Annotated in this window: 18 protein-coding genes and 1 other annotated feature; of the genes, 11 read left to right on the forward strand and 7 right to left on the reverse strand. The window is 42.8% G+C overall.

Going from position 1 to position 18689, the window contains the following annotated elements; all coding sequences use genetic code 11:
* Positions 1-53 precede the first annotated feature (53 nt).
* The 3 genes from NYE58_RS15500 (at position 54) to NYE58_RS15510 (ending at position 3456) form a co-directional block, all read left to right on the forward strand.
* Positions 54-593 (forward strand): HXXEE domain-containing protein, encoded by a 540-nt coding sequence (locus tag NYE58_RS15500; RefSeq protein WP_076125975.1) that lies wholly within the window; start codon positions 54-56, stop codon positions 591-593.
* Between the two features lie 139 nt (positions 594-732).
* Positions 733-1800 (forward strand): ABC transporter ATP-binding protein, encoded by a 1068-nt coding sequence (locus tag NYE58_RS15505; protein WP_076125977.1) that lies wholly within the window; start codon positions 733-735, stop codon positions 1798-1800.
* Between the two features lie 183 nt (positions 1801-1983).
* Entirely contained in the window at positions 1984-3456 is a 1473-nt protein-coding gene (locus tag NYE58_RS15510) for a family 43 glycosylhydrolase (protein ID WP_445252434.1), read from the forward strand.
* A gap of 84 nt (positions 3457-3540) precedes the next feature.
* On the opposite strand, the gene fabF is transcribed toward NYE58_RS15510, so the two are convergent.
* Entirely contained in the window at positions 3541-4779 is a 1239-nt protein-coding gene (gene fabF / locus NYE58_RS15515) for a beta-ketoacyl-ACP synthase II (RefSeq protein ID WP_341002255.1), read from the reverse strand.
* 127 nt (positions 4780-4906) lie between these two features.
* Between fabF and NYE58_RS15520 the strand changes: the two genes are divergently transcribed.
* Positions 4907-5767, forward strand: coding sequence for a helix-turn-helix transcriptional regulator (locus NYE58_RS15520; protein WP_076125982.1), 861 nt, complete (start codon positions 4907-4909; stop codon positions 5765-5767).
* A gap of 60 nt (positions 5768-5827) precedes the next feature.
* Here NYE58_RS15520 and NYE58_RS15525 read toward each other — a convergent pair whose 3' ends face one another.
* A complete protein-coding gene (locus NYE58_RS15525) occupies positions 5828-6115 on the reverse strand; it encodes a hypothetical protein (protein ID WP_076125983.1) in 288 nt (95 codons plus the stop codon).
* A 162-nt stretch (positions 6116-6277) separates the two neighbouring features.
* Positions 6278-7423: an MFS transporter gene (locus NYE58_RS15530; protein ID WP_076219161.1), complete on the reverse strand. Its 1146-nt coding sequence runs from the start codon at positions 7421-7423 to the stop codon at positions 6278-6280.
* 191 nt (positions 7424-7614) lie between these two features.
* On the opposite strand from NYE58_RS15530, the gene NYE58_RS15535 reads away from it, so the two are divergent.
* On the forward strand, positions 7615-8379 hold the full coding sequence (locus tag NYE58_RS15535; RefSeq protein WP_076219164.1) for an exodeoxyribonuclease III: 765 nt from the start codon (positions 7615-7617) through the stop codon (positions 8377-8379).
* A gap of 67 nt (positions 8380-8446) precedes the next feature.
* Here the strand turns inward: NYE58_RS15535 and NYE58_RS15540 are convergent, their stop codons facing one another.
* Together NYE58_RS15540 and NYE58_RS15545 are read right to left on the reverse strand one after the other, a co-directional pair.
* Complete coding sequence (locus tag NYE58_RS15540) at positions 8447-9886, reverse strand: serine hydrolase domain-containing protein (protein WP_339248430.1); 1440 nt, start codon at positions 9884-9886, stop codon at positions 8447-8449.
* 87 nt (positions 9887-9973) lie between these two features.
* Positions 9974-11071, reverse strand: a complete 1098-nt coding sequence (locus tag NYE58_RS15545) for a VanZ family protein (protein WP_341002257.1) — start codon at positions 11069-11071, stop codon at positions 9974-9976.
* A 191-nt stretch (positions 11072-11262) separates the two neighbouring features.
* Between NYE58_RS15545 and NYE58_RS15550 the strand changes: the two genes are divergently transcribed.
* The 3 genes from NYE58_RS15550 (at position 11263) to NYE58_RS15560 (ending at position 13509) form a co-directional block, all read left to right on the forward strand.
* Positions 11263-11610, forward strand: a complete 348-nt coding sequence (locus NYE58_RS15550; RefSeq protein WP_076219158.1) for a hypothetical protein — start codon at positions 11263-11265, stop codon at positions 11608-11610.
* Positions 11611-11713: 103 nt separating this feature from the next.
* Positions 11714-12172, forward strand: coding sequence for a hypothetical protein (locus NYE58_RS15555; protein WP_076219157.1), 459 nt, complete (start codon positions 11714-11716; stop codon positions 12170-12172).
* Positions 12173-12276: 104 nt separating this feature from the next.
* The gene (locus NYE58_RS15560; RefSeq protein ID WP_076189916.1) at positions 12277-13509 is read left to right on the forward strand and encodes an aminopeptidase; all 1233 of its coding nucleotides are present in this window, start codon (positions 12277-12279) and stop codon (positions 13507-13509) included.
* Positions 13510-13578: 69 nt separating this feature from the next.
* Here NYE58_RS15560 and trpS read toward each other — a convergent pair whose 3' ends face one another.
* Complete coding sequence (trpS, locus tag NYE58_RS15565) at positions 13579-14574, reverse strand: tryptophan--tRNA ligase (protein ID WP_341002258.1); 996 nt, start codon at positions 14572-14574, stop codon at positions 13579-13581.
* 102 nt (positions 14575-14676) lie between these two features.
* Positions 14677-14959: a binding site (T-box leader), on the reverse strand.
* 197 nt (positions 14960-15156) lie between these two features.
* On the opposite strand from trpS, the gene NYE58_RS15570 reads away from it, so the two are divergent.
* Positions 15157-15582: a hypothetical protein gene (locus NYE58_RS15570; protein ID WP_036686349.1), complete on the forward strand. Its 426-nt coding sequence runs from the start codon at positions 15157-15159 to the stop codon at positions 15580-15582.
* 150 nt (positions 15583-15732) lie between these two features.
* On the opposite strand, the gene NYE58_RS15575 is transcribed toward NYE58_RS15570, so the two are convergent.
* On the reverse strand, positions 15733-16116 hold the full coding sequence (locus NYE58_RS15575) for a winged helix-turn-helix transcriptional regulator (RefSeq protein ID WP_076125996.1): 384 nt from the start codon (positions 16114-16116) through the stop codon (positions 15733-15735).
* 225 nt (positions 16117-16341) lie between these two features.
* Between NYE58_RS15575 and NYE58_RS15580 the strand changes: the two genes are divergently transcribed.
* Together NYE58_RS15580 and NYE58_RS15585 are read left to right on the forward strand one after the other, a co-directional pair.
* Positions 16342-16878, forward strand: coding sequence for a sigma-70 family RNA polymerase sigma factor (locus NYE58_RS15580; protein ID WP_076219154.1), 537 nt, complete (start codon positions 16342-16344; stop codon positions 16876-16878).
* Positions 16871-17992: a DUF4179 domain-containing protein gene (locus tag NYE58_RS15585; RefSeq protein WP_076219153.1), complete on the forward strand. Its 1122-nt coding sequence runs from the start codon at positions 16871-16873 to the stop codon at positions 17990-17992. The genes NYE58_RS15580 and NYE58_RS15585 overlap by 8 nt, the downstream gene beginning before the upstream one ends.
* Positions 17993-18689: the final 697 nt, after the last annotated feature.

An 18689-nucleotide genomic window follows, 5' to 3' on the forward strand; every position in this document is an offset into this window, starting at 1 on the left:
GATTACAACATAAGAAGGTAAGGAGGCTGAGCAGGAGAAGGGAGAGGATTCTCATGTTTGAGTGGCTAAGTGTACATATAGATATCGTAAGTTTGCTGTGGCTGTTGCCGATCCTATTTATGTTTCATGATTTTGAAGAAATATTAACGATTGAAGCATGGGGGGCAAAGTATAGAACCAGGTTAGAGGACGCAATTCCTTCGTTTATGCGCAAGACGTATCATTCGATGTTACAAATGACTACACGTAATTTTGCAATGGACGTATTATTCGTGTATATTTTTATAGTGACGGTAACTTGTATTGCAGTATTCTTTTCTAATTACTTATTGTACTTGGCAGTGCTTGCGGTATTTTTCTTACATGTATTTACTCATCTAGGACAGACGATATATTTAAAGATATATACACCAGGGGTAGTTACAGCAGTACTAGTAGTTCTTCCCTATTCTCTTTATGCGTATTATCGACTATTGAATGACAACTTGGTATCTCTTGGAGATATCGGATGGTCTCTGCTATTAGTTCTTTTGCTGCTTCCGCCAATATTGTGGTTGTTAGTGAAGAATAGAACTCGCATTAAACAGAACTAGTACATAAGGCTGCTGCTGGCCATATCTTTTTCAGAAAAATCTTGACTAGAACCCTTAGAACTAGATAAAATAATACTTATTGCTTACAACTTGGTGAGAATCATTATCATAATTGACGAGGAAATGAGAGGGTGACAAGATGGAGCGCCTTTTAGAGGTAAAAGATCTAGCGATATCATTCAAAACACACGGTGGAGAAGTACAAGCGATCCGTGGTGTTAGCTTCCATGTAGATAAAGGTGAAACTCTAGCGATAGTTGGGGAATCCGGTTCCGGTAAAAGTGTAACTTCACAAGCGGTAATGAAGTTAGTTCCAACGCCGCCAGGAGAATATAAACGTGGACAAATTTTATTTGATGGACAAGATTTGATCGGTAAGTCTGAGAAGCAAATGCAGAAGATTCGTGGTAAAGAGATCGGTATGATTTTTCAGGATCCGATGACTTCCTTGAACCCGATGATGAAGGTCGGCAGACAAATTACTGAAGTACTGCACAAACATGAGAAAATCTCCAAAGAAGCTGCCAATAAACGTGGGGTTGAACTGCTTACGCTAGTAGGTATTCCTTCACCAGAGCGCCGCTTCAATCAATATCCGCATGAGTTCAGTGGCGGTATGCGTCAACGTGTCGTTATCGCAATGGCACTTGCAGCAAACCCTAAGCTTCTGATTGCGGATGAGCCAACTACAGCGCTCGACGTTACCATTCAGGCACAGATTCTTGACCTGATGAAGGAATTGCAGAAGAAGATTGATACGGCGATTATTTTTATCACCCATGATCTTGGTGTTGTAGCAAGAATGGCGGATCGAGTAGCGGTAATGTATGCCGGACAAATTGTTGAAATGGGAACTGCAGAAGAGATCTTCTACGATCCAAGACATCCTTACACTTGGGGATTGCTTGCATCCATGCCAAGTTTAGAGAGCAAAGGTTCTTTGCTTACCGCTATTCCTGGTACCCCTCCAGATTTGATCAAACCGCCTAAGGGTGATGCCTTCGCACTTCGCAGCACCTATGCTATGCAAATCGATATGGAGAAAGAGCCTCCAATGTATAAGGTTTCGGATACCCATATGGTGAAGTCTTGGTTAATGCATCCGATGGCACCTAAGGTGGAACCGCCAACAGTCGTTAAGAATAGACAACGTATACTTAAGAACGCTTATCCAGAGCCAGTTTTAGTGCAAGAAGGCGCTAAGTAAGCAACTTGTTTTAACTAAATAATAAGAGGAAACGCTAGGCCATTTAGTTGGCTTAGCGTTTTTTTTATTTTCTACAATGTTCACTATTATTTAAATAAATATGAATTAATACGAACTTAATTAAATAAAAGGGTTGACTATTTATCGTTTTCATCTCAAAATGAAAAGGCATACATAGGGGGTATAACGATGAAGAAGATAATTATTACTACTTTACTTAGTGTTTCATTATTAGCTGTAACCGCATGTAACAACGACACGGCTAATTCTGGCAACACAAACAGCGGACCTGAGCCTGTTCAGCCTGTCTTCAAGAATGTTTCTGTACATGATCCTTCCATTATTTTGGCTGATAATAAGTACTATGTGTTTGGCTCGCATTTGGCTTCTGCTAAATCCGACGACCTGATGTCCTGGACTCAATTGTCCTCTGGAGTTGTTGATGGAAACGTACTCATCCCGAATGTCAAAGAGGAATTAAAAGAGGCCTTAACCTGGGGAAAGACGGACACTTTATGGGCACCGGATGTCATTCAATTGGCGGATGGTAAATATTATATGTATTACAACGCGTGTAAAGGTGATTCCCCATTATCAGCACTTGGTATAGCCGTGTCAGACCATATTGAAGGACCTTATAAGAACAAAGGGATCTTCTTAAAGTCAGGTATGGTGGGTGTAGGCGATGACGGAGAAACTTATGATGCCACACAAAAGCCGAATGTTGTAGATCCGGATGTGTTCTTTGATAAAGAAGGCAGATTGTGGATGGTGTATGGTTCTTATTCCGGTGGTATTTTTATTATGGAACTGGATACAAGCACAGGATTCCCACTGCCAGATCAAGGTTATGGCAAAAAGCTTCTAGGCGCAAATCATGCGCGGATAGAAGCTCCCTATATGCTGTACAGTCCTGAGACGGATTACTACTACCTGTTCCTATCCTACGGGGGGCTGGCTGCTGATGGCGGATATAACATCCGTGTAGCTCGCTCGAAGACACCTGATGGACCTTTTGAAGATTCTGAGGGCCAGGATATGATCGATTCACAGGGCACAGCTGGCGTATTGTTTGATGATCCTGCTTATGCTCCTTACGGAGTTAAACTCATGGGGAATTTCGAATTCCTGAATAATGACGATGAGCTCCCAGTAAGTGGGGAAGGATATGTATCACCAGGACATAACTCCGCATTTTACGATGAAGAGACTGGCAAGTATTATTTGATCTTCCATACAAGGTTCCCGAATCGTGGTGAAAAACATGAGGTTAGAGTACACCAGATGTTCATGAACGCTGATGGCTGGCCGGTGGTCGCACCACACCGTTATGGTGGCGAGAGCATTGATAAATATACGAAAGAGCAAATCGCAGGCGAATACAAATATGTGAATCATAATAAAGAAATTACGGCAGATATCGTGCAATCGGAGCTAATTCAATTGACGAAGAGTGGTAAAATCAAAGGCGCAGTAAAGGGCAAGTGGAAGCTTATCGACGATCATACTGCAGAGTTAACGATAGGTGGTTCTACTTATAAGGGTGTGTTCCTGAAAGAGTGGAATGAAGCTACAGCCAGTAATGTTATGACGTTCACCGCGGTTTCTAATGAAGGGATCTCTATCTGGGGAAGTCATGTATCACCTTCGGAATAAGATAGTTTAAAAGGATTAACAGCAGAAGGGGTTTCAACTAGTCATGTGTAATGGCTAAGTTGAAACCCCTTTTATAATGTAGGATTAGTCTACGAACTTTCGGATCACAATAACAGCATTATGGCCGCCGAAGCCAAATGAATTGGAGATGCCTATTTCGAGATTAGCTTTTCGTGCATTGTTAGGTACGTAATCTAAATCACAGATGGAATCAGGCGTGTCCTGATTGATGGTAGGAGGAATGATTCCTTCTTGGATACTCTTAACTAAGGCAATGGCTTCTAAGCCGCCAGCGGCCCCTAAAGCATGTCCAGTCATGGACTTATTAGCGGTTACGGGGATGTGGTAGGCATGCTCGTCAAATAATTTTTTAATCGCTAGGGTTTCAGAATGGTCTCCTACTACTGTACTTGTCGCATGCGCACTGATTACATCTACGTTGTGGGGCTGGAGATTAGCTTCATTTAGCGCTAACTTCATAGCTTGATAGGCACCACTCCCCTCTGGATGAGTGGCAACCATATGATAAGCATCAGAGCTAGCACCATACCCGATCACTTCGCCGTGAATCTTGGCGTTTCTACGTTGAGCGTGGGAGAGTGACTCAAGAATGACTATGCCGCCACCTTCACCGATTACAAAGCCATCCCGTCCTCCATCGAAAGGGCGGCTCGCTTTAGTAGGCTCTTCATTTCGTGTAGATAAAGAGGTGGCATTCCCGAAGCTGGCCAACGAGATTTCAGTAATAGCAGCTTCAGAACCCCCGGCTATAACAATGTCCGCACCGCCATAACGAATTAAACGGAAGGCCTCACCAATCGCAGTATTTCCAATAGAACAAGCTGTTACTGGAGACATGGTCGGGCCGAGAGCTCCAAATTTAATGCTGATCATCGCCGCAGCCATATTGGAGATCATCATGGGAATTAAGGTAGGGCTGACTCGATCAGGTCCACGCTCTTTCAGGACCGTACCTTGATCCATCAAGGTCTGAATTCCTCCAACACCAGATCCTACATAAACGCCAAGTCTCTCCTTGTCAATCTTATCAAGCTGGAGGCCAGAATGTTTCCAAGCCTCTTCAGTAGCTGCGAGGGCAAACTGACTGAATCTGTCCATTCGCCGTGCCTCTTTACGCCCAAATCTGCCTTCTGCATCGAAATCACGTACTTCGCCGGCAATTCTCGTCTTAAAACCTGTTGTATCAAATGAAGTGATCGGGGATATACCCGATTCACCAGAAATTAGCCGATCCCAAAATTGCCCGATTGTATTTCCAAGTGGTGAGATTAAGCCCATGCCTGTAATCACTACGCGTTCCATAATGAACCTCCTCAGCTAGTGTATACTAGTATTTTTCCACTTTATTTATCCTATTACAAGTTATCGTTTATCCTAGTATAATTTGTACTATACTAAAGGAACAGAAATCCCAAAGTGGAGGTAGCTTATGGCTAATCAAACAAGATTACAAGCATTATCTGATTTTTTGAAAGCACGTCGTGCGGCAATTTCACCAAGCTCTGTAGGCTTGCCAGAAGGCACACGCAGAAGAACGCCAGGACTCCGCAGGGAAGAGGTTGCACAGCTTGCAGGGGTAAGCAGTACCTGGTATACGTGGCTTGAACAAGGCAGAGATATAAAAGTCTCGTCCTCTGTTTTGGACTGTATTGCCACTGCACTTAGGCTGACTAAAGATGAGCGGAAGTATCTCTTTGCACTGGCTTTAGAAACTGGAACCGGAACCACACCCTATCCGCAAGATGAATCTTCCGTAATTAGTCCTTCGCTGCAGAAAATTTTACAGGAACTTAAATATTGTCCTACGATAATTTCTGATAGACGTTGCGGAATCGTCGGTTGGAATGAAGCTGCCGCCCATGTTTTTCTTGATTTCTCAAAGCTGCCCATCGAAGAGCGGAATATGATCCGATTGTTATTTGTTCGTAAGGAGTTTAGGCGCTTAGCAGTGAATTGGGAACAATTCGTCAGCGGTTATCTTTCTATCTTCAGAGCGTATTACGGACAGTATGTAGAGGATCATTGGTATGATGAATTTATAGAGGAATTGAAAGAATTGCATCCGGCTTTTAATGAGATGTGGGAGCAAAGTCGGGTTAGTTCGGCCCCGGATGTGTTACTAGAATTCAGACATGCCAAGGCGGGAAAAATGTTATTTCATCTAACCTCTTTGCAGGTTCATGGCAGTGCAGATTTACGCTGCAGCATCTATACTCCTGCGGGAGATTCGAATACTGAAACCAAGCTGAAGCAGCTTATGGAGCAGCACACAATAGAAGGATTAAGCTAGATGCACATAGAGAAGCATCCCTAGCTGAACTTCCAGCTAGAGATGCTTAATGTTACACTATTAGAAATCTGATGTTGAAATTTCAATAGTTCCGAATGTGGTGCCAGCAGGAGTGCTTAAGAGTGCAGCTACCAAAAGGGCATGAACTGCAAGCGTAAGGCTATTGAATGCTGGAATCGTGTATGTGATAACTGGAGCATTTACACGAGTGATTACTAAATCTACTGGGAAGTTGGAGTTATTGTTCACAGTAACAGCAGCGTTAATTCCACCTGCAAGGTTTTCATAATAAGATTTACCAATGACAGGGGCTAAATTGAAATATTGAAGCGGTAATACGATGGCCATAGTAACGACCTCCTTTTCGTTTGATAGAATATTCTATGTTGAAAATCTATTAATGCTAGAGCGAATGCCATGGTGAATTAGCACTTTTTAATAGAAAAAACCGGGGATGTCCAATAGCCACTTAGAAAGCGGCTGGGACATCCCCGGTTTGTTTTCGTACGCTTATTCCGTTTTATTACGATAAATCAGATACAGTATCAATCCGAATAGCATGCCGACAAACGACATTGCGGATATCGTTAAGTAAAGAGCTTTACCCCCAAAGGCATCATATAATGCCCCACCAGCATAAGAAGCCAGGATACCTGATACACCGAAGAACAATAGTGCAAGGACGGTTTGCCCTGTAGCACGCCATTCCTCGGGTACAATGCTGTAGAGGTATTGAATAGCAGCCGAGTAGAACACAGGGAAGGTAAGAATTTGCAGAATCTGCAAATACGCTAACAAGTGTGGATCAATGATCCAAGCTGAAATCAAGAAACGAAGGAAATAGAAGGCTCCGGAAATCGATATGATAATCAGTTCTTTTCCTTTTCGCAACCACCAGAAGCTTAATGCAAAGACAATGATTTCACTTATTGCCGCGAGGAAAAATGATTGGCCTACCAGTTGAGGACTGCCACCAAGCTCACGAATATAAACTCCAATAAATGTATCGTTCATTCGTGCGGGTACAGAGCTAATAAATATGAGCACCAGAAACATCAATGTCTTTTTGTTGCCAAAAAAGTGCTTGAGGCTATCCAGCGTGACCGGCTTACCTGTGACGGGGGCATCTGGCATGTTCCAGCTTACTATAAAGCTTATAAGGCAAATGGCAACAAACAGAAGAGCTATTCCATGAGAGCCGAAAAAACCAAGCACATAGCCAGTAATCAGAGCCATTACACCATAACCTAGCGCACCATATGTACGGATAGAACCATAGCTAATTCCAGCCGCCTCAGAGACTCGGAAATTCAAGCTTTCTGTCAGCGGATCAATGGGCATCAAGAAGAAATACAGCAGCATAGCAAAAAGAATGAGAACAACGTAACTGCTGGAATCGAACAAAAAGTATCCGGTTACCGCTGAGCATAACAGCAGAGCTAACAGCACTTTGCGGATGGTCTTTGTTTTATCACTGATCATCCCCCATAAAGGCTGGGCAACGATGGTAACAAAACCACCAGTTCCAATAATGAAGCCGATTTGCGATGGGCTTAGCCCTTGTTCACTTAGATAGACTGGCAGAAAGGGAATAAACATGGCTAGCAGAGCAAAATACAAAAAGTTAAACCCTCGTAAAAGATTTGGTGCATTCATAAGTTTTTTTACCTCACGTGTTAGAAAATTTGTATAGAGTCAATTTTGCTATTGTATCATGGATAATAAATGATTAGGATATAAATCTATTCGCGGAACTGCTCAAGATGACCCTAACCCTCTATAAATTTCTGGCCGTAATATGATAAACTGGTTACTATCAAAGCAAAATGCAAGGAGAAACGTTAATGATAAAGTTGGTATCATGGAATGTGAATGGTCTTCGGGCCTGTGTTAAAAAAGGGTTTGATGATTATTTTAAGGAAGTAGAAGCAGATATTTTCTGTGTACAGGAGACGAAGCTGCAAGAAGGGCAGATTGTTCTGGAACAGGGTGAAGAATACTATCAATATTGGAATTATGCAGTGAAAAAAGGGTATTCAGGCACAGCTATATTCACCAAAATCAAGCCGATCTCTGTGAGATACGGAATGGAAGAGGATGATGAAGCGGAAGGCCGGATTATTACGCTGGAGTTCGAACATTTTTATCTAGTGAATGTGTATACACCAAATGCCAAACGAGATCTGGCTAGATTGGATTACAGAATGGAATGGGAGGACCGCTTCCGCAATTACCTTCTGGAACTGGACAAGCTAAAACCAGTCGTTGTATGCGGCGATATGAACGTAGCCCATCAGGATATTGATATCAAAAATGCTAAAGCTAACCGCGGAAACTCTGGCTTTACCGATGAAGAAAGAGGAAAAATGAGTACGCTGCTGGAGTCCGGCTTCATAGATACCTTTAGATATTTTCATCCAGAGCTTGAAGGCGTTTATTCATGGTGGTCTTATATGCCGAAGGTGAGAGAACGGAATGTAGGCTGGCGGATTGATTATTTCCTAGCTTCTTCTAGACTTGCACCTAATCTGCTGGATGCCCAAATCGATTGCCACATTATGGGGAGCGATCATTGCCCGGTCATCCTCAAGCTTGCTGATTTCACAGATTAGAATCGAATATTTAAAAGGCCGCTAAGTCTATTTAAAGGACGAAGCGGTCTTTTGTATTCATTAAGAATTATAGTCTGCCAATGATCTCAGGGAATTCAGTCGGTCCCATATTCACATTAAACTTTTGTTTAAGAATTAGCTGATTCTCTAGTAAGATTATTTCAAGAGTTATGCAGAAAGGCATTTCAATAAACAATAAAGTAAGCTGTAGCTGATCATCAGCAACCCAAGTAAAGCTGGACATGATTCGGTTCAAGGAAGCATCAATGACCTGTGCGAAGCTTTCGAGCCATTCCCCTCGACCAAGACAGATCACAGAATCCTCTCCAGTCTTAAATTGTAAAGTAACTGCAGCTTCGTTGTTATTGAAAGAGATAGAGAAGGTGTCCAAGGCAAATTGGTTGTCATCGAGCTTATAGGTTAAGCCGTTTATTCGTTCTTCTTGTGATGAAGAGGGCTGCAGTTGTGGCGGATGGATAGATAAATTCTTTAATTGTTCAACCAAGTGGGCAGAAGCAGCCGGCTCTAATGGCAAGGGAGCTGGCTTCATCGCGGGAAGCAGATGTTCCCACACAGCATTCAACATTCCTTGTATACTGTCTGATGCAGCAGTAGTAATAATTACGGCATCTTGCTCCGGAAGCACAACACAGAGTTGACCGAAGGCGCCATCTGCCCGGTAGCCACCGTGCTGGCATTGCCAGAACTGATACCCATATCCCATTGCCCAGTCATGATCACCTTCGCCATTGGAAATATGTTTGGAAGTAGCCTCATTAATCCACTTTTCAGGCAGTACCCGTTGATTATTCCAGATTCCTTTTTGTAAGTATAGCTGGCCGAATTTAGCGATATCCTCGGTTGCAATGTTTAAGCCAAAACCCCCTGTGTTAATTCCACGTGGACAAGACTCCCACGTAGCACCGTGAATGCCCAGAGGAACGAAGAGGCGCGGTTCTAAATATTCTAGCAGTGTTTGGCCAGTAACCCGTTGAAGGATCGCGGCCAGCATGTAAGTAGCACCGGTATTATATAGGAAATGTGTACCCGGTTGTTTCTCGACGGGGACGGAGAAGAAAGCTTTCACCCAATTCCCGTCGCTACTTTTGCGAAGGGTGTCCATAGTATCCACGACATGCCCGGTACCCATCATCAATAGATGTCTGATTGTCATATTGGATAGATTCTCCGTGATAGTCGAAGGAGCCTCTTCAGGGAAAAAGGAGAGGACAGAATCATCGAGGGTGACAAGTTTCTCAGTAACAGCAAACCCGATTGCGGTTGAGGTGAAGCTTTTGCTAAGGGAAAATAACATATGCGGAAGAACGGACCTGTAAGGAGCCCACCAGCCTTCAGAGACCACATAACCATGTCGTAATAGCATAAAGCTGTGCAGGCCTAAATTTTGTTCTTCTACTGCACTAATAAAGCAGGATATTGCGGTTGATGAAATCCCCTGTTCTTCTGGAAGACTTCTAGATAACTGCAAGCTGCTTGTAGTTTCCATACGCTCATCTCCTAAATTTTGAGAATGCTCACCTCCTAATTCTATAATAATTTCCAATGTAAAAATACCATTTAAATAATAACTAGTTTAGCTTTCTACAGGGCTGTTGCTGGATACATCAGATTGGAGCCGTTTCTCTGGCCAAGAAATAACATGAGAAGTTCGACTTAGTTTCTCATACATTAGCTGAGTTTCTTTTTTGAATATACTAATGACTAAATGAATAAAGAAAGCCAAGTCTAGCAATAGAACAAACAGATGAATAAGCATATTCCATACGGAGGAAAGATGCCCTAGAAGGGCGGAATCAAGCAAAAGAGCGTGAATCCCAAGCAGTACCCAATATAGCAGGCCATATCTGATCATCAGAGCCCAGAAAAAAGCAAGATTCCCGCTGCTCTTCACCCGAATCCGCACCATCCATTTCCCTAAGGTCCGTCCGCCCGTGAGAGCCGGAACAAGCATGAAGTAAATACCAGTTACAATCCAGAAGGCAGCTTTTATATCGAATCCGAAGAGTACCCCAAACCCGATGCTCCACACCATACTATCGATTAGAAAAGCTATTCCTCTGCGGGTATAGGAGACTCTTTTGGCAGCGCGGTCAATGTTTGTATCCAGTTGTTCTATACGTGGCAATAGCCCGGAGATCCAAATGGAAATTCGAAATCCAAAAATCCCTCCGATTGTGTTGGTAATGAGATCATCGACATCAAAAAGACGGTAAGGATGATCGAAGAAACCATAAATTCCTGTAATCTGCGTGATCTCAAAGGACAAGGAAAAGGCAAAGGATAGTAGAATGCACACGACCCAGCGTGTACGAAAATAATAGCCCAAAAACATTCCAAACGGTACGGTCAATGCAACGTTAAAAATGACCTGTAAAAATGCAGGCTCACGCAGTAATGACCAGTAGGTCGAGATTTGTTCAGGGATGATTGACGATCCATCCACAATATCCTGAATAAACTGAAGGGGAATGAATTGGACGATACTCCCAGAAGGTGCAGCATTGTGCCGGGAGGATGGAAAAGGAAGCAAGACAAGAAAATAAGCGTTCATCAGATAGAGCAGCAGCAGATATAGGATTAAAGCTCTAAGCTTATGTATATAGCCATGTCTGCGGTATTGTACGATAAGAAAAGGTAGTGTGAAGACCAGCGCTGCTATTGGAAACATCATGAACGCATACGAAATTGGAAAAAAGTACGAATGAAACATAAGTCACCTGCCGTGGAATTGTTTTTATAAGAAATTTGACTCTACTTGGAAATTAGCTATCCCCGGCTCATTATAAGTTTTTATGATAGGGAACTCAACTAATTTATCCAACGTTTCCGGCATACATATGTCTATGAAGGAGCGTGAAGTGGATGGAGAAAAAGGTTCAGCAGTATTATCGGCTCAAGCAAAAGCAAAAGGATATTGAAAAAGAATTGGCCGAGCTTCGTCAGGATATTTTAAATTATTGTAGTGAGCAGGAAACTAACGAGACTGAAATTGGCCGCTATAAAGTGAAGCTGGTCGTGCAAAACCGCAAAGAATATGATGATGCAAAGTTATATGAGACCTTATCAGACCCCGAAGTGTGGCGTTTGCTCTCCAAATCAGATCCGGCAAAGGTGGCAAGCTTGACCAAGTTGAATGTAATTTCAGAGGATAAAATCATGCATACTTATGCTTTGAAGACAGTGACACTGTTACAGGTGGATAAAAAATAGGGATTGAAGTGAGCGGTTCCTCGCGGGAGCCGCTTAATTTGGCTCATAACTGTCCAAATTAAGGAAATATGTTACAGTATTAGGATGGAAGGGAGGTTGAATAGTGAAAAAAATAATCATCGGAGGCGTCATGGGCTTAACGATTTTACTTTTTTTCTTCTTTATTTTGCGGCATAATAATCAATCACTTGAGGTAAAACCGGATGTTATGTTCCCAACAGCGGAATACAGGGTGACTGATAGTAGTGCTCCAGGATTACCTATGCTTATAACTGCTGAAGGGGCGGATGTTATTAAGATACAGGCTACATCCGGCAATTTATTGTTATGGACTCCCCCTGACTACAAGGTGCATAACAAAGGTCTTGAGCTGAAAATCAAATCTGGAGATCAAATTTATTGGAGTCCAATGGATGGGGGGAATAAGCAAATAGATGAACCTCAGGATACCAAGATCACAGTGATTGCTTACCATAATGATAAGCAGATCGGAACGTCCAATGTAGAGATTCATAAGAATGATCTAGGTGTCTATACAGGTGAAATACCTGAAGTGAAGTAGCTGAGAATCTAAATCGAATCGCAACTATCCTCGTTTTGCGTTAAAATAAGAAGTGAAGCTGACCGAGTCCTTATAGCAACCCTAGAGATGGAGGAAGAGAATTCATGAAAGATTTTGAAGTAATGCTGGAGAAATATGCGAACCTAGTTGTAAAAGTAGGAGTAAATGTACAGCCTGGACAAGTCCTTATGGTACATGCACCGATCGAAACCGCAGAACTTACTCGCTTGATTGTAGCGAAAGCCTATGAAGCGGGAGCTAAATATGTAATTGTTGACTGGGACGATGAAGCAACTACACGGATCCGTTATGAAAAAGCCCCAGAGGATTCTTTCGATTACTATCCACAGTGGCAGGCTGAGATGATGGAGAAATTCGCGGAAGAGAATGGTGCCATCTTACATATTAAAGTACCTGATCCTGAACTGTTTAATGGCATTGATTCTTCTAAGGTATCTAGAGCAGTCAAAGCAGCGGCTGTTGCTCGCAAGAACTACTCCAAATATACTCGGAACAGCAAAATCAGCTGGTCTCTGGTCAAAGCGCCAACACGTGCTTGGGCGAACAAGGTTTTTGCCGATCTTCCTGAAGAAGAGCGGGTAGAGGCGATGTGGGAAGCTGTATTCCAGATGAATCGTGTGGGCAGCAATGATCCGGTAGCTGCTTGGAGAGAGCATATTGGTCAGTTGAAAGAAAGTCAGGACAGAATGAACGCTAAACGTTATAAAAGCTTGCATTACCGTGCTCCGGGAACGGATCTGCATGTAGAGCTTCCGGAAGGCCATTTATGGCGCGGGGGTGGCGGTGAGAATGATAAAGGCGTATATTTTGTAGCTAATATGCCAACGGAAGAGATTTATTCCATGCCCCATCGGACTGGCGTTAATGGCACAGTTAGAAGCACGCTCCCTCTTAATTTGAATGGACGGTTAGTTGAAGGACTTTCATTCACTTTTGAAAAAGGGAAAGTCGTAGCTTATGAAGCTGAATCCGGACGCGAACATTTAACCTCACTGCTGGCAACGGATGAAGGTGCATCTTATCTAGGAGAAGTAGCCTTAGTGCAGCATGATTCTCCAATCTCTCGCTTGAACCGCATTTTTTACAATACAGGGATTGATGAGAATGCCTCCTGCCATTTCGCGCTAGGAAGTGCTTATCCTGTAAATATTGAAGGCGGAACAAAGCTTACGAACGAAGAGCTTGTGGCTAGAGGAGCTAATGTCAGCTTAACTCATGTCGATTTTATGATCGGTTCAGCAGAGCTGGATATTGACGGAGAGCTGGCGGACGGCACGATTGAACCCGTATTCCGTAAGGGAAATTGGGTGTTGTAAGGAGAAGAAAAAAGCCGGATCTCTTCCAATGAGCTTCCGGCTTTTTTTGAGTGCCTATACTGGTCATTTTTAGATTGAAAAATAGTTAAGACTCATAGCCTCACGTACTTCGGCCATTGTTTCTTGAGCAATGCTGCGGGCATGCTGTGTTCCAGAGATTAAGATTTCCTGCACAAGCTTGGGCTTAGTAGCATAATAGGAACGAAGCTCTCGCATCGGTTCTATAAGCTGATCTAGAGCTGTCGAAATCAACTGTTTGCAAGCAGAACAACCCATGGTACCCCGCTCACAGCCTTCACGAATTTCGGTTACCCCCGCTGAGCGAAAAGCACCATGATAAGCAAAAATAGGACAGATATCTGGATGTCCAGGATCATTTTTATGCACACGCGCTGGATCGGTTGTGGCTTTTCGTATCTTAAAGATAATCTCTTCCTTAGTGGAGTCCAGCTCGATGGCATTGCCAAGGCTTTTACTCATTTTAGCGTTGCCATCCGTACCCACAAGCCTCGGCGTCTCACTGATCAGCGCTTTGGGTTCCACCAGTATCGGGCTGTAAAGCTCGTTGAATCTGCGGACGATTTTGCGGGTTAATTCCAGATGAGGGAGTTGGTCTTCCCCTACAGGAATGATCGTTGCTTTACAAAATGTTATGTCAGCAGTCTGACTAACTGGATAACCAAGAAAACCGTAATACAATTCATCTAAGCTCGAATTTTTCGATTCGGCTTTAATCGTGGGATTATGCCGTAAAGAATTCACAGTAACAAACATAGAGAACAAGAGGGTCAGCTCTGCGATTTCAGGGATCATCGATTGAATAAATATAGTTGTTTTCTCCGGATTTATACCCGCAGATAAATAGTCCAGTGTGATCTCATGCAGATGTTGACCCAGCAGCTGTGAACGATCAAAATGGGTCGTTAGGGCTTGAATATCCGCTAAAAACACAAAAGTTTCATATTGCTCCTGAAGGGCTACACGGGTCTGCAAGCTGCCGGCGTAATGGCCAAGGTGAAGCTTTCCAGTCACTCGATCTCCAGTTAAGACACGTTCGTTCATCATATAAATTCCTCCTGTTATTTAGCACTTGGTTACACTCGAGTCGCCACCACCAGCCATCATCCATGGCCATCACCTCCTTTAAATAACAAAAAAACCTCATCCAATAAGGACGAAGTTGTCGTGGTACCACCTTAAATGATCGTGTCACCTTACGATTCTTGGCTTACGATCTTCTCTTACCTGTACGGAGAGGTTGAATTTATTCTCGATACAGGTCCCTTGATAACGGCGGGAACCCCGGTTTTCCCTACTGTATCCATTAAGATAGTTCGGAAAAACAACTATAAAGGCCATTCGAGCATACGCTGGTCACCGGTTCGCACCTACCACCGGCTCTCTGAAGACCATGTTCGTCTGTCTACTTACCCTTTGTCATCGTTGTTCATGATATGTGAATTATTGTAATGCTGAACAGGGGTGTTGTCAATGAGTGGAAATCGTATGGTGATTGACAAGGTATCTAGGTTTATATGATCTAGCAAAGTATACCTTAAATGTATATAATCATCAGGAATTAAGTCCAATCTATCATTGCGGATTCACAATATACTACTCTATAACCTTGAAATGGAGTGATGATAAATGGCGACAATAATAAGTTATGGGTCACAGGCAAAAATCCCGTTAGATCCGTTTACTACTGCTATAACGGTTGCAGGGATTCCTGGAGCTGGAGCGGGTCTAGCCACAGCACAAGTAAATATTAGTCCGGCTAATCCGGCTTCTTTCTCCAGTAGAGTCGAGTTAAATGGTAGTTTTAGTCTTACTGCACTTGCTAATAGCCAATTTCTTGTTATCATCCGACGAGCTGGAGTCGATATTTATAGATCCTTTTATCGTTTTACTACAATTACTGATATTCAATTAAGTGCTCAGTGGGTCGATGGTGCTTATATTGGAGTCCACAACTATGAATTGGTAATTCAGAATGATAGCAACTTGCCTATCAATCTATTTGGACCCATATCATTCACAGCAACTGCTATTGGAGGAGAGGGCGTAATTTAAGTTATGTCTCTGTGCGCCATTTAAGGGACGGGTGAATCAATGCTTTGGACAGTTGAATCGATCTGATTCAGCTGTCCTTTTTTCGTGGGTGTATAATTGAAGTACAACTCTCACAGCATAAATCTCCAACCATTTCCTTCATATAGCGGTTTATTTATTTAAGATGTTATCCTCTAAAACAGCGTATTTATCGCCGTATTGTTTAATGATATGTTGTTCTCCCCAATTACATAATGCAGTCAAAATATCGCTTAAACTATCCCCATATTCACTAAGCTCGTATTCTACTTTTGGTGGAACCTGATTATAAACAATTCGGTTGATGATTCCATCTGCCTCAAGCTCGCGTAGCTGCTGGGTTAACATTTTTTGAGTAATGCCGGGCATCAACTGTTTTAACTCGGAGGTGCGTTTTTTGCCATGAGTTAAATGACATAGAATTACGCATTTCCATTTCCCTCCGATGACCTCTAGTGTGGCTTCAACAGAAATATTGTATTTTTTCTTGACAGTTGTTGTAGATGTTGTTGTCATGATAACCTCCAAGGTATGGGTACTTTTTAGTACCTATGGCACTTTTGAGTGCGTACTATTGATTATGTCCAATATAACTCATCATAACATTTTTCGTTCAATTTTTATAGAATGCTATAATTTAGAGAGCTTTGGGCGAAAAAAAGTTAAGTGAAATAAAAACCGTTTCTATACCTCCCCCGTCTTAATCTATGAAAGGTTGAAGAGAGGAGGCTAAGGAAGGATATGACGATGACTAATGCAGAAATGAAAAAAGTAACGATTATTGATACTCGGAGCGAGACAGATTTTTACGATTCGATATTGGTACATAGAGAACAACTATACAGTATTGCTTATAGTTACTTGCGGAACCGAAACGATGCGCTGGAAGCGATGCAGGAAATGACTTGCCGGGCCTGGATTAAAAGAAAAACTTTAAAGGACCCCAAAGCATTCAAATCATGGATTATTCGCATTCTAATTTATGTCTGCATAGATGAACAAAGACGAAGAAAACGTTCCATGCCGCTGGTAGATGAAAGAATAGGAGAACAGGTCACACACATTGGCCATCATCGGATGGAAATGCTGTGGGCACTCGAGCAGGTTAAGCCCAAGTATCGCCATGTGCTGCTGCTAAAATACTACAATGATATGACCTTGACTGAGATCGCTAACATTATGAATAAACCCGAGGGGACGGTTAAGACTTGGCAGCATAAGGGGCTCAAGCAGTTGCGAACCATCATAAAGAATCGGGGTGAATGGAACAATGAGTAGTCAAGAGGAGCTTGCCATGTTAAGCGATGCCGGACGTATCCCACAAGAACAAAAAATAGAGAATGCAGCCGCTCAGATCTATGCGATCCAAGCAGGTTTGGAATTAGGCAAGAAACGTGGCAGAAGGTTAATATTCACAAAAAGTGCGATGTCTGTGCTGGCGGCTGCAGTGATGATAGCGGGCTTGCTGTTCTTCAATCCAACCCAGCTGTTGCCACAGCAAGGGACTTCGAGTGTTGAAACGTTTGATTGGGGCGTATTGGAGCCTTTTAAAACATTGGCTGCAGCTGATATTGATGCTCTTACACTAGAGTCTGCAATACGGAATGATTATGTACAAATCGTTAATAAGAGTGCTGAATCAAATGGATATAAAATTACTCTAAATGCTGTACTTGCTGATGAAAATAAAATCATGCTGCTGTATACAGGGACAACAAGTGATGGTCAGGAAGTGTACAGTGTAAATAGTGTGAAGCTGACAGATGCTGAAACTGGACGAGACGTAATGGAGGAGAATGGGAATAGAGGCGGAATGGGAGCACACGCAGAGGGAACCATATATACTTGGCTCGGCAAAACTGTATTTTCACTGGACCGAAATAAACCAAGGCCAACAGACGTAGTAGCGGATTTTCAGATTGCCTCTGTAGACCCGGGAATGTTAAGTAAACCGAAAACAGGAACGGTTTTATCCGACATGCGGTATTCTGATCGTTTAAAAGTGAACTTCTCTATTGATCCTAAGTTTTGGGAGCTGAAGACGGAGACATTAGTTGTTGACCACCCTTTCATAATTGATGGACAGGAAGTAAAACTAGCCGAAGTCGAGCTTTCTCCGTTAAGCATAGCCCTCAAATTTACGATAAATGAGGAATTGAAAACGGATTGGATCGTCCGAAATGAACTGTTTCAAAAGCTCCCCTATGAATTAACAGCGCAGGTTGGGAAGCACGACATTAAAATTAATCCGAATTCTGGTAGTGGATCTGATGATGGATTTATAAGTTACTTCAGCAGTAATGTGTTGGATCACCCGAAGTCACTGCGACTGAAACTTAATGCGGGGGCAGATCGAGAGAAAGAAGAGTATATTGATATTCTGAAAAAATGAGCGGTAAGCGATTTTAGTGAATATGTGTTGGGAGTTGTAATATAGAAAAAGGCCGCTGGTTGCGGCCTTTTTGTTATTGTTGGGACATTATACTAACTTTTCGAGTTACCTTTTAACACCAAACACGCCACTTGTTAAATGAGAACAAACTCCTGATGCTCCTATCGGGACTGTATGTGCTTAATGCTCCTCAGGGGGGCTATAGGCGCTTAATGTTCCTCAGGCACCTCATGTTTCTCACGCTTCTCACGCTTCACAGGCTTCTCATGTTTCTCAAGCGCTTAGCACTCCTAACGGACTGTATTGCAGCTATTTTGGCTTTTTTGACCATTTTGCTGAGTTTTCGGACTGTATAGCTCTTATTGGTCTAAATCCACACCAAAATTGAGCATATTGGGTTGAATAGCTGCATCTGAGTCCGATAGCACTGCGAAATGCCCGGATTCTTCGAAATAAGGGCTCCTGAGTCCGAACCATCTGGCCTCGTAAATATTGCACTGTAAACTGTAAAATCGTCGTCTGACCTCGCTAATACTGCACTGTAAACGGTAAAATCACCGCCTAAGCGTCTGAGCAATTTCGAAGGTACAAAAGTGGCGCTAATCTGGCGTAATATGGCGCTAGTAGCACTAATATGTCGCTAATTTGGAGCAAAGGTGGCGCTAATGTGGCAACTAAGTTAATAACGCTCCTCACG

The organism is Paenibacillus sp. FSL L8-0708, assembly GCF_038009325.1.
Taxonomy (GTDB): Bacteria; Bacillota; Bacilli; order Paenibacillales; family Paenibacillaceae; genus Paenibacillus_AQ; species Paenibacillus_AQ odorifer.